This window comes from Curvibacter sp. PAE-UM, from assembly GCF_001432305.1.
Taxonomy (GTDB): domain Bacteria; phylum Pseudomonadota; class Gammaproteobacteria; order Burkholderiales; family Burkholderiaceae_C; genus Hylemonella.
The window spans coordinates 1,842,389-1,853,961 of record NZ_KQ483358.1; the positions used below are offsets into that span (position 1 = coordinate 1,842,389).

Annotated in this window: 12 protein-coding genes and 1 pseudogene; 8 read left to right on the forward strand and 5 right to left on the reverse strand. The window is 67.5% G+C overall.

Annotated features, from left to right (window positions below):
• Positions 1-25: 25 nt before the first annotated feature.
• The 4 genes from nuoN to AO057_RS08985 are packed head-to-tail and all read left to right on the forward strand — an operon-like array spanning position 26 to position 2,899.
• On the forward strand, positions 26-1,513 hold the full coding sequence (nuoN, locus tag AO057_RS08970; RefSeq protein WP_057675305.1) for an NADH-quinone oxidoreductase subunit NuoN: 1,488 nt from the start codon (positions 26-28) through the stop codon (positions 1,511-1,513).
• Positions 1,510-1,812, forward strand: a complete 303-nt coding sequence (locus AO057_RS08975; RefSeq protein WP_057675306.1) for a DUF2818 family protein — start codon at positions 1,510-1,512, stop codon at positions 1,810-1,812. Before nuoN ends, AO057_RS08975 begins: the two co-directional genes overlap by 4 nt.
• 15 nt (positions 1,813-1,827) lie before the next feature.
• Positions 1,828-2,415: an NUDIX domain-containing protein gene (locus AO057_RS08980; RefSeq protein WP_057675307.1), complete on the forward strand. Its 588-nt coding sequence runs from the start codon at positions 1,828-1,830 to the stop codon at positions 2,413-2,415.
• Positions 2,416-2,440: 25 nt separating this feature from the next.
• Positions 2,441-2,899 carry a DUF1178 family protein gene (locus AO057_RS08985; protein WP_057675308.1) on the forward strand — a complete coding sequence of 153 codons (459 nt, stop codon included), beginning with the start codon at positions 2,441-2,443 and terminating at the stop codon, positions 2,897-2,899.
• Between the two features lie 130 nt (positions 2,900-3,029).
• Here the strand turns inward: AO057_RS08985 and AO057_RS08990 are convergent, their stop codons facing one another.
• The 3 genes and pseudogenes from AO057_RS08990 to AO057_RS08995 all read right to left on the reverse strand — a co-directional run bounded on the left by AO057_RS08990 (position 3,030) and on the right by AO057_RS08995 (position 7,143).
• The gene (locus tag AO057_RS08990) at positions 3,030-3,533 is read right to left on the reverse strand and encodes a hypothetical protein (RefSeq protein ID WP_057675309.1); all 504 of its coding nucleotides are present in this window, start codon (positions 3,531-3,533) and stop codon (positions 3,030-3,032) included.
• A 194-nt stretch (positions 3,534-3,727) separates the two neighbouring features.
• Positions 3,728-3,957, reverse strand: a pseudogene (locus tag AO057_RS17790) (ABC transporter); the annotation flags it as partial.
• On the reverse strand, positions 3,958-7,143 hold the full coding sequence (locus AO057_RS08995) for an AAA family ATPase (RefSeq protein ID WP_082605487.1): 3,186 nt from the start codon (positions 7,141-7,143) through the stop codon (positions 3,958-3,960). It lies immediately after the preceding pseudogene.
• A 130-nt stretch (positions 7,144-7,273) separates the two neighbouring features.
• Between AO057_RS08995 and AO057_RS09000 the strand changes: the two genes are divergently transcribed.
• From AO057_RS09000 to AO057_RS09005, 3 genes are all read left to right on the forward strand, one after another.
• The gene (locus AO057_RS09000; protein WP_057675310.1) at positions 7,274-7,492 is read left to right on the forward strand and encodes a hypothetical protein; all 219 of its coding nucleotides are present in this window, start codon (positions 7,274-7,276) and stop codon (positions 7,490-7,492) included.
• Positions 7,493-7,529: 37 nt separating this feature from the next.
• Entirely contained in the window at positions 7,530-7,673 is a 144-nt protein-coding gene (locus AO057_RS17795) for a hypothetical protein (RefSeq protein WP_156404522.1), read from the forward strand.
• Positions 7,674-7,734: 61 nt separating this feature from the next.
• Positions 7,735-8,106: a group I truncated hemoglobin gene (locus AO057_RS09005; RefSeq protein WP_057675311.1), complete on the forward strand. Its 372-nt coding sequence runs from the start codon at positions 7,735-7,737 to the stop codon at positions 8,104-8,106.
• A gap of 50 nt (positions 8,107-8,156) precedes the next feature.
• Here AO057_RS09005 and AO057_RS09010 read toward each other — a convergent pair whose 3' ends face one another.
• Both AO057_RS09010 and AO057_RS09015 read right to left on the reverse strand, forming a co-directional pair.
• A complete protein-coding gene (locus AO057_RS09010) occupies positions 8,157-9,932 on the reverse strand; it encodes an ABC transporter transmembrane domain-containing protein (protein WP_057675312.1) in 1,776 nt (591 codons plus the stop codon).
• Positions 9,933-10,032: 100 nt separating this feature from the next.
• Positions 10,033-10,989 (reverse strand): chemotaxis protein, encoded by a 957-nt coding sequence (locus AO057_RS09015; RefSeq protein WP_057675313.1) that lies wholly within the window; start codon positions 10,987-10,989, stop codon positions 10,033-10,035.
• 171 nt (positions 10,990-11,160) lie between these two features.
• Here AO057_RS09015 and AO057_RS18240 point away from each other — a divergent pair.
• The coding region (locus AO057_RS18240; RefSeq protein WP_240480756.1) for a DMT family transporter at positions 11,161-11,573 on the forward strand (413 nt) is incomplete at its 3' end.

An 11,573-nucleotide genomic window follows, 5' to 3' on the forward strand; every position in this document is an offset into this window, starting at 1 on the left:
CCCGAACCGAATAAAGAGACTGAAGATGACAGACACCATCAGCTGGATCGCGGTATTCCCCGAGGTCATCCTGCTCGTCATGGCCTGCGCCATCACGCTGCTGGACCTGGCCGTGAAGAGCCGCCTGCGCACCCCCACCTACCTGATCACCCTGCTGACGCTGGCCGCCGTGGCCCTGCTGCAGGGCCTGTACGCCAGCGCCGGCGGCACCATCTACGGCCTGGGCAATATGGTCGTCAGCGACGCCATGGGCAACTGGCTCAAGTGCTTTGCCACCATCGCCGTCATGGTGACCCTGGTCTATGCGCGTCCCTACGCGGCCGACCGCGACATGCTGCGCGGCGGTGAACTGTTCAGCCTGAGCCTGTTTGCGCTGCTGGGCATGTTCATCATGATCTCGGGCAACAACTTCCTGCTGATCTACCTGGGCCTGGAACTGCTCACGCTCTCCAGCTACGCGCTGGTGGCCCTGCGCCGCGACCACGCCGTCTCGACCGAGGCGGCCATGAAGTACTTCGTGCTGGGTGCGCTGGCCTCGGGTTTCCTGCTCTACGGCATGTCCATGATGTACGGCGCCACCGGTTCGCTGGATGTCAACCAGGTCTTCCGCGCCGTCAACTCCGGCCTCATCAACCCGAGCGTGCTGACCTTCGGCCTGGTCTTCGTGGTGGCCGGCCTGGCCTTCAAGCTCGGCGTGGTGCCTTTCCACATGTGGATCCCGGACGTCTACCAGGGTGCCCCCACCGCCGTCACGCTGATGATCGGCGGAGCGCCGAAGCTGGCGGCCTTTGCCATCGTCATGCGCCTGCTGGTCGAAGGCATGCTGCCCCTGTGGTTCGACTGGCAGCAGATGCTCGGCCTGCTGGCCATCGCCTCGCTGCTGATCGGCAACCTGGCCGCCATCATGCAGACCAACCTCAAGCGCATGCTGGCCTACTCCACCATCTCGCAGATGGGTTTCGTGCTGCTGGGCCTGATGTCGGGCGTGATCAACGGCAACATCTACTCCGCCGCCAACGCCTACAGCTCGGCCATGTTCTACGTCATCACCTATGTGCTGACCACGCTGGCCTCCTTCGGTGTCATCCTGCTGCTGGCGCGTGAAGGCTTCGAGAGCGAGGAGATCGCCGACTTCGCCGGCCTCAACCAGCGCAGCCCGCTGTATGCCGCCATCATGGGCATCTGCCTGTTCTCGCTGGCCGGCATCCCGCCCATGGTCGGCTTCTACGCCAAGCTCTCGGTGCTGCAGGCCCTGATCGCCTCGGGCCAGACCCTGCACATCGTGCTGGCCGTGTTCGCCGTCATCATGTCGCTGATCGGCGCCTTCTACTACCTGCGGGTCGTCAAGGTCATGTACTTCGATGAGCCCATCACCGCCACCACCGTCTCGGCCCCGCTGGACGTGCGTGCCGTGCTGTCCGTCAACGGCCTGCTGGTGCTGGTGCTGGGCATCGTGCCCGGCGGCCTGATGGCGCTGTGCGCCCAGGCCGTGGTGCAGATGCTCGGCACATGACACAGTCCGCTTCGGTCTGGTTCGTGGTGCTGGCCGCCGTGGTCTGTGCCAACCTGCCTTTCATCAACAGCCGCCTGCTGGCCGTGCTGCCGCTGAAGTTTCCCAAGAACCTCGGTGTGCGCCTGCTGGAACTGGTGCTGTTCTATTTCCTGGTGGGCGGCGTGGCCCTGCTGCTGGAGCAGCGCGCCGGCCGCATCGCCCCGCAGGGCTGGGAGTTCTACGCCATCACCGGCGCGCTCTTCCTGACCCTGGCCTTCCCCGGCTTCGTCTACCGCTACCTCTACAAGCGCCACGGTTGAGGCGCGGCAGCGATCATGGATGACCGCCACCTGATCGAAACGCAGCAGAGCAGCGAGGAGCTGCTCAAGGGCCGTTTCCTGCACGCCTTCCGCGACACCGTGCGCCTGCCCGACGGCAGCAGCGCCGTGCGTGAATACGTCAAGCACCCCGGCGCCGTCATGATCATCCCGCTGCTGCCCGATGCCGCGGGTGAGATGCGCGTGGTGCTGGAGCGCCAGTACCGCTACCCCGTCAAACAGGTAATGATCGAATTCCCCGCCGGCAAGCTCGACCCGGGCGAAGACATCCTCGCCTGCGCCCAGCGTGAACTGCAGGAAGAAACCGGCTACCGCGCCACCGAATGGGCGCGCGCCGGCGTGCTGCACCCGGTCATCTCCTATTCCACCGAGTTCATCGAAGTCTGGTTCGCGCGTGGCCTCACGCTGGGCGAGCGCCAGCTGGACGAAGGCGAGTTCCTCGACGTCTTCAGCGCCACGCCCGCCGAACTCTTGCAGTGGTGCCGCGAAGGCCAGGTGACGGATGCCAAGACCCTCACCGGCATGCTCTGGCTGCAGAACGTCCTCTCGGGCGCATGGGCATTGGACTGGCGCCCGGCAGCCTGAGCCGCTGGCTGTCAAGATTCAGTTCATGAAGGTCTTCAATCTCCAGTGCAGCGCACACCATCTGTTCGAAGGCTGGTTCGCGTCCGAAGAGGACTACACCAGCCAGGTCGAGCGCGGTCTGCTGGAATGCCCGCTGTGCACCGACAAGACCATCCAGAAGCTGCCCAGCGCCCCGCGCCTCAACTTCGGCGCTGTCGAAGCATCGCAGGCCATGCCGACCAAGGAGAAACAGCCCGTGGTGGCCGGCGACCCGGCCCAGGCCCTGCAGGCGGCGTATCTGCAACTCGCGCGCCGCATCGTTTCTGAAACGGAAGACGTGGGCGAACGCTTCGCCGAAGAGGCGCGCAAGATCCACTACGGCGAAACCGAGGAACGCGGCATCCGCGGCCAGGCTTCACGCGAGGAAACCGAGGCGCTGATGGAGGAGGGCATCGCCGTGATGCCGCTGCCCTTGCCTGAGGGGCTCAAGGGGCCGCTGCAGTAGGCAATCAGATTCTTATAAACAAGAAAGCCCGGCATGCCGGGCTTTCTTGTTCGGAGTCGTACAGCTTTAACGTTGAAGGCCAGGCGTGGCCGAAGGCTGTCGCCGCTGGGCCGACCAGTTAAGGCGCATGCTAGTCCAATTGGGCATATGGGGCCAACTGCCATAGCCGCTCTGGAATCGGCTCGAACCCCGGCAAGGGAAGCAAGCCAAAAGGACCAACGAGAGTGCCTCTTTCTGGCCAGTCGTGAACATAAAACGCCACTCGGAACGAACTTGCTGCCGGCAAATCAGAGGCGTCCTCCCCAGTGTGTCCTTGTCCATCGACCGTCAGATATGCAGGCTCCCATGCTACTGAGGATGTCTCCTTCTCAGAAATCGAGAACGGATCGAACTCGCCATCATGGTCTTCCACCAACACTTCAAAGAGTGCGGCTGCATTCAATGAAGCTTCGAGCTCTTCGGGAAGTTCTGCCGCCCGCTCCATCAGTTCTTCTTCGGACCAAGACTTCGCCAAGCCGCGTTGCTGGAGTTCGTGGATGCCATCAACGAAGTCCCTAACATCGTTGGCGACCCAGGACGCTAGCCGCTCCGGCGAGAGCCGAGGGAGATATGCGCCAAGAACCGTGAGCCGCATCGCTGCACCTTAACTAGATATAGACCGCAAAAGTGCGGAATAACATGGCCGGGTGTTCATCGTGTGCGCCTCCCCTGATGCAGCTAAGTGCTTGTTTTGTATGAGCATTATCCATGCGGGCAGGCAGTCGGCCAACCACTAACAAACCGTGAAAACCCGCAGGGTCGGCTGTTTTCTGGCGGGAAAGAAGGGCCTCAGGACTTGAACTGCAAGGCCGCCAGCCGGGCATACAGCCCATCCGCCTTCACCAGTTGCGCATGCGCGCCCCTTCCACCAGCCGCCTCTGGTCAATCACCACGATGCGGTCGGCCTGCTGCACCGTAGCCAGACGGTGCGCAATCACCAGCGTCGTGCGCCGGCGCATGGCGGTTTCCAGGGCGGCCTGCACCATGCGTTCGCTCTTGGCGTCCAACGCGCTGGTGGCTCATCGGGATCGAAGGGGGCCGTCCGCTGCCAGCTGCTCGCAACGCGCCGCATCGATGGGTTGCCCCGCCTCGCGGAAGCGGGCCGCTGCAGCAGCAAACCGTGTGATCGCCTCGTCCGTGCGCGGGGCGCGGGCGGCGGCGATGTGGCCGCGGACCTCGTCGTGCGCGGCGTACCAGGCCGGCAATCGCATCACCACGTTGGCGAGGTAGGCGCACTGCGTTTCGTGCTGATCGGCCAGGTCAAGCTCACCAGCGCGCGCGGCGGCAATCGCCGCCGGCACGGCAAAGGTGATGCGACAGCCGGGGCATGTTTCCAGCGGGCCGCGTACCGATTCACTGGCATCCTCCATCACATGCAACGCGGCGGCGGGGTCATCGGTGTGCAGCTGGATGCGCGTGCCGTAGATGCGGTCGAGCAGGTGAAATCCGATGTCGGTCTGGCGTGCCACGTCCAGCGCCTCGTCGATGAGGGCGCGGGCCTCGTCGCGTCGGCCTTCGTGCAGGGACAGCTCTGCCAGCCGCTGCAGTGATAGCGCTTCGCCCACGGGTCCGCCTATGGCGTGGTGCAGCCGGGCGCCCTCGCGCAGGTGCATGCGCGCAGACGTCAGGTCACCCGCCAGCCACTCGGCTTCGCCGCGCAGGGTGACGCCGAAAGCATGGCCGCGCGCGGCGCCCAGTCGCTGCGCCTCGGTGGACAGGGCTGCGGCAAACTCGATCACGTCGGCATAGGGCCGCGCGCCATAAAGAAAGCGCTGTGTGATGCAGAGATGGCCATCGAAGACCCGCAGGGCCAGGTGCGGTACATGGCTGGTCTCCTGCAGGTCGGCCCACACGCTGCGATGCAGATCGCCGCGTGCGTGCGCCGCCGCAGCCTGCGCCCACGATGCGATGACCAGTGAGGTGGTGTCCCCGGATTCGAGCGCCAGCCGGCGCGCCACGGCCGCCTTGGCGGTGCCGATGGCCGGGTCGGCAGCGCCCAGTGCGGCTGCGCCGCTGTAGGCCAGGGCCTCGCTCAGGCGACCCTCCACCGACGTCGGACACACCCCCTCCAGCGCCAGCAGCGCGCCTTTGGGATCGCCCTGCTTGACCTGCGCCAGCGCGGCCTTGGCCCTGAGGTTGTGGCTGTCGGGTTCACCGGCCGCGTCTGCCGCCAGCCGGTAGGCGGACATGGCGGCGGGGTCTCCCATGGCGTCCAGCGCCTCGGCACGCAGGCGCAGGGCTTCGGCGTGGTCAGGCTGGAAGGCCAGCAGGGGTTCGAGGTGGCGCACGGCATCGCTGAAAGCGGCGAGTCGCACGCTCTCGCTGGCAGCGGCCAGTTGCCAGGGCATGGCATCGCGCGGGTAGCCGCCCTCCAGCCAGTGCCGTGCCACGCTGGCCGGCAGGGCATCCATCTCGGCCAGCTGGGCGGCGATCTGGCGGTGCATCTTCAGGCGACGGTGGGGCGGCACCTGTTCGATCAGTGCCTGGCGTACCAGCTCGTGCCGGAAGCGGTAGCGCCCCTCTGCGAGCACCAGCGCACCCGCCTCCAGTGCGGCGTCGAGAGCCGTGAACGTGGGGACCTGGGCCAGGGGCGCCAGCGCCTCCACCGTTCGCATGTCAAGTTCGTCGCCGCTCAGCGCCATCCACCGGAGCAGGGACTGTGCATCGTCGGGCACGTCGCAAAGCCGCGCGGTGATGGCTTCGGCAGCGGTGGCCGGCAGCCGCCGGTCATGGCCCGCCGCTGCGCAGCGCGCCAGTTCGATGGCGGCAAAGGGGTTGCCCTCGGCCACCGCCACGATGCGAGACACCACGGCGTCGGATGGCGCAGGGTTCAGGATGCGCGCGACGAGGCGGCGGCTTTCGTCGTCGTCCAGCGGGTCCAGATCGATGGGCAGCAGCACGCCGGCACGCTGCAGCCTTGCCACACCGCGTGCCAGTGCCGCGGGCTGCGCGATCGGCCGGGTGGCCAGGAGCATGCACAGCGGTGCCCCGGCCATTGCCAGTTGCACGAGCACGTCGACATCGGCGTCGTCGATCAGATGGGCGTCATCGACCTGCAGCAGGATATCGGCGCCCGCTGCCGCTGCCAGCAGCAGGCGCCGGATGGCGCCCACCACCTGGTGTCGGCCCAGGGGGCCGGGCGGCTGGTCCGCGGGGGCTGCCAGTGGGCTGAGCAGCGCCAGAACGGCGCGCGCAGGCGTGCCGATACGGTCGAGCACCCCCCGGTCGTCCATGATCAGCCGCTCGGCGATGGAGGCGATCACCGCATAGGGCCTGCCGGTCTGGCTGGCGTCAACGCGCGACACCAGCCAGCCCCGGCCCCGTGCCATTGCGCCGATCTCGCGACACAGTGCGCTCTTGCCGATGCCGGCCGGCCCGCGCAGCACGATGCCGCCTGGGCGCTCGGCCGCCGGCATGCCCAGCCAGGCTGCCACCTGGGCGAGCACCATGCCGCGGCCGACGAACGCCGGCCCCACCGACTGCAGGCCGGCGACACAGCGCTCATAAAGCGCCTCGGTCTGTGCGTCGGGCGAGACGCCCAGGGTGTGCTGCAGGGCTTCGCGCAGTTGCGCATACCAGCGCAGGGCCGCAGCGCGGTTGCCCGCCTGGAGTTCGTGCAGCATCAGCGCCCGGTGGGCGGCTTCGTCGGTGGGTTCCTGCTGCACCAGACGCTCCCACTGCGCGCTGACGCGCAGCAGTTCGAGGTGGAGGGCATGCAGGCGCTCGCGCGACGGTTCCGTCCAGGCCTCGTAGCGCGTCCCTGGCAGCAGGGGGCCGGCGTAGCGGCTGGCAGCATCGACGCAGGCGGCCGCATCGCGCTGGCGCAGGGCTGCGTCGGCATGCTGCTCGAACAGTTCGGCATCGATCACCACGGGTCGGTCCGGCCAGAGCAGCAATTCACCAGCCTGCAGCGCGATGCCGTCATGCCGGCCCAGGGCTTGCCGGGCATGATGCACCGCCTTGCGCAGGTTGGCCGCGCCAGCCTCGGGGGGGAGCAGCGGCCACAGCGCATCGATGACCTGCTCGCGCGTCATGCGGTGGCGCGCCTGCAGGCTCAGCAGTTGCACCAGTTGCGTGGCGCGCAGGCTGGGCCAGCGCTCGGCAGGAATCGCCACGCCATCCACCGCCACACTGAAGCCGCCCAGCAGGCCGATCTGGAGGATGCTTGGCACATCGGTCGGGCAGGGAGGGGTGAGGTGGTCCATGTCTGGCAGTGTGCAGCCCCGGCCGGCTGCTGACAAGTACCTGTGACCCCAGGAACGATTGAGGAACGCCGCATGGCCATGCTTCCTGTGGCAGGCCAGTCCCGGCCTGTGACCATCCCAGGAGTTCATCATGACCGCTCAGCAACTGACCGTTTCCCTGCCCGGCGCCGGGCCCGCTGTCCTGTCCCTGCCGCAGCCGCTCACTTGCGAGTCGCTGCGTCAGCTGGAGCAGGCGCTTGCCAGCACCCTGGAGCAGGTGCGTTGCGAAATGTGTGGCGACAGCGCCGCCGAACCGGGTGTCCTCGAATACACCTCGTGGATGCCGGCCTTGCATCGCGCGCAGCCATGACGGCCAGCCTGTACCTGCGCCTGGGCGCAGCGCAGGCATGGCCGCCGTGATCAACGACGTCGTTGCAGCCATGCAGGAGCGCGGGCTGGCTGACGCTGAAATCCGTGACGTGGCCCAGCGTCCCGGCATCCCGGACAAGGGGATGGATGCCGGGAACGTTCGGGGAACACAGGCTGCGTAGCCTGCGTTCCAGCGGGTGCGATGGCGTGCCCGTTTACCCTCAACCCAAGGAGACAGAAGAAATGACCACATCCACTGCATCGCTGTACGAACGCCTGGGGCGCCGCGAAGGCATCACGCGCATCACCCGCGAACTCATGAAAAACCATCTGGCGAACCCACTGGTGAAGACGCGGTTCGAGAAGAGCGAGGACCTGGCCCGTGTCGAACGCCGTGCCGTCGAGTTCTTCTGCGCCGGCACGGGCGGCCCCGAGACCTATACCGGCCAGGACATGCTGGCGACGCACAGGGGCATGAACATCAGCGAACAGGAGTTCATCGCCGTGATCGACGATGCGATGGCGGCGCTGGAAACCTGCGGCATCGATACGCCAACCTGTAACGAGGTACTCGCGGTCCTCTGGTCGATGAAGCGCGAAGTGATCCGCGTCTAAGAGGCTGAGAGCAAATTGCCCATGTCCGGCCGTCGGCCGGGTTGGTCGCCCTAGGACTTGAACTGCAAGGCCGCCAGCCTGGCATACAGCCCATTCGCCGCCACCAGGCTGGCATGCGTGCCCTGTTCCGCCAGCCGCCCCTGGTCGATGACGACGATGCGATCCGCCTGCTGCACCGTGGCCAGGCGGTGGGCGATGACCAGTGTCGTGCGGCCGCGCATGGCGGTTTCCAGGGCGGCCTGCACCATGCGTTCGCTCTCAGCGTCCAGCGCGCTGGTGGCTTCGTCCAGCAGCAGCAGGGGAGGGTTCTTGAGCATGGCGCGCGCGATGGCGATGCGCTGGCGCTGGCCGCCGGAGAGGCGCACACCGCGTTCGCCCAGGAAGGTGGCGTAGCCGTCGGGCAGGGCGCGGATGAAGTCGTCGGCGAAGGCGGCGCGCGCGGCGGCTTGCACCTCTTCATCGCTGGCATCGGGTCGTCCGTAGCGGATGTTCTCCAGCGCGCTGCTGGAGAAGATCACCGGCTCCTGCGGCACGATGGCGATCTGCGCGCGCAGGGCCTGCAGGCTTTGCTGCGGCAGCGGCACGCCGTTGAGGCGTATCGCCCCTGAACTCGGGTCGTAGAAGCGCAGCAGCAACTGGAACACCGTGGTCTTGCCGGCGCCGCTGGGGCCCACCAGGGCCACGGTCTCGCCGGGTGCCACGCCCAGCGTGAAGCCGCGCAGCGCGGCCTGGGCCGGGCGCGAGGGGTAATGGAAGGTGACGTGGTCGAAGGCGATGGCGGTGCCGGCGGCGGGCGAGGCCGCCGGCAGCGGCTGTGCCGGCGAGGTGATGGGCGACTGGCTGGCCAGCAGCTCCATCAGCCGTTCGGTGGCGCCGGCGGCGCGCAGCAGCTCACCATAGACCTCGCCCAGCACGGCGAAGGAGCTGGCCAGCATGATGATGTAGACCACGGTCTGCCCCAGGTGGCCGGCGCTGATCTCGCCGGCCAGCACGGCCTGCGTGCCCTGGTACAGGCCCCAGAGCAGGGCGCCCGAGGTGGCCGTGATGATGAAGGCCATGAGCATGGCCCGCGCGCGCACGCGGCGGCGGGCGGTGCCGAAGGCGTTCTCGGTGGCGGCGTCGAAACGCGCGGCCTCGCGCGCCTCGGCGCCATAGCTCTGCACCACGGGCACGGCGTTGAGCACCTCGGCGGCGATGGCGCTGGAGTCGGCCACGCGGTCCTGGCTGGCGCGCGAGAGGCGGCGCACCCGGCGGCCGAACCAGATGCTGGGCAGCACCACGCCGACGAGCACCAGCAGCACCTGCGCCATGATGAGCGGGTTGGTCCAGACCAGCATGGCCAGCGCACCCAGGCCCATCACGGCGCTGCGCAGGCCCATGGAGAAGGAGGAGCCCACCACGGTCTGCACCAGGGTGGTGTCGGTGGTCAGGCGCGAGAGCACCTCGCCGGTCTGCGTGGTCTCGAAGAACTCGGGGCTTTGCTGCAGCACGTGGTGGTAGACGGCGTCGCGCACGTCGGCCGTGACGCGTTCACCCAGCCAGCTCATGAGGTAGAAGCGCACCGCCGAGAAAACACCCATGGCCGCGGCCACGCCGAACAGCAGGGCGAAGTGCTCGCGCAGCGCCAGCAGTTGCACGCCGCGGTCCTGCGGCTGCAGGCCGCCGTCGATCAACTCGCGCAGCGCCAGCGGAAAGGCCAGGGTGGCCGCAGCTGCCAGCACGAGGAACAGCAAGGCCAGGGCGATGCGCGCGCGGTAGGGCCGCAGAAAGGGCAGCAGGCCGCTGAGGGAGCGGGGGGTAGGGGCGCGTGCGCGGTCGCTGGGCATGGATGAAGCGGCGGTGGGTAGGGATGCCGGCGAGCTTAACGCGGCGCGCGGCGCCGCGTGCGGGGAAGAGCCTGGCCAGCGCCGGGCTGGCCAGGACCGTTCAGCGCTTGGCCAGCACTTCGCGCAGCGTGGCAGCCAGATCGTCGATGTGGAACTTGGCGATGTAGGCGTCGGCGCCAGCGCTCTGCACCTGGGCCTCGTTGGCCGTGCCCGTGAGCGAGGAGTGGACCACCACCGGGATGCCGCTGAACTGCACGTCGGCCTTGACGTTGCGGGTCAGGGTGAAGCCGTCCATCTCGGGCATTTCCAGGTCGGTGAGCAGCAGCGCGACCTTGTCCTTGACCGACTTGCCTTCGGCCTTGGCCTGCACGGCCAGGCTTTGCAGGCGTTCCCATGCCTCCTTGCCGCTGTGGGTCATGATGAAGGAGACGCCCAGCGAGTTCAGGCCTTTCTCCAGGATGCCGCGCGCCATGGCCGAATCGTCGGCCGCCAGCACCACGCTGCCCGGCGGGAGCTGGATCTTGGGGCCCGTAGGTTTTCCGAAATCCGCCGTGTCTGGCATCACGTCGTGCAGGATGCGTTCCACGTCGAGCACCTGCGCCAGCCGGCTGTTCTCTGCGTCACCGTCCAGGCGGGCGATGCTGGTGACCAGTTCGCCACCGCGGCCTTCGGCGGAGAGCACGTGCTTCCAGTCCACCTGCACGATCTCGGTCACGTTCTCCACGAAGAAACCCTGGGTGGTGCGGGCGAATTCGGTGACCAGCAGGATGCCGTCGCCCTTGGCCGGCGTACGGCCCGTGATGGCGGGCAGGTCGATCACGGTGATGATCTGGCCGCGGATATTGGCCACGCCCAGCACATGGGCCGACGCATTGACCATCTTGGTGAGCTGGGGCATGACCATGATTTCGCGCACCTTGAACACATTGATGCCGAACAGTTCGCGCTGCTCGGAGCCGGCGGCGGTGCCCAGCTGGAAGAGCAGCAGTTCGAACTTGCTGCTGTTGCCGGCAGTGTTGCGGGTATCGGTGCTGCGGGAAGAGGGCTGGGAACTCATGCGGGACGTCCTTGGTGATCTCAGTTGACAGCGTAACGGCTTGTCCGGCTGCCGGCAAGGCAGGCCGGCTGAAATATTCCCGAATTCACCTGCCAATTGCGCAAGAATCGGGTGGCCGCCGCCGGGCATGGCGGTTGAGAATAGGCTCCGTACTGTGTTGCACCCAAGACCATGACACCCGCCAACCTGCTCCAGCTGATCATCCTTGCGGCCATCTGGGGCGCCTCCTTCCTGTTCATGCGCATCGCCGTCCCCGCGCTGGGGCCGGTCTGGCTGATCGAGTGGCGGGTGTTGCTGGGGGCCCTGTTGCTGGCGCTGGCGGGGCGTTGGTTCCGCCACAGTCTGGCCTTGCGTGCGCACTGGCGCCACTACCTGGTGCTGGGTCTGTTCAACAGTGCGCTGCCCTTTGTGCTCTTTGCCTGGGCTGCGCAGACGCTCACGGCTTCGCTGCTCTCGGTGGTCAACGCCACGGCGCCGATCTGGGGCGCGGTGATCGCCTGGGCCTGGAGCCGCGAGCCGCTCAAGGGCCGTGTCGCGGCGGGCCTGGCCCTGGGCGTGGCGGGGGGGGGCCCGCTCCTGGGGGT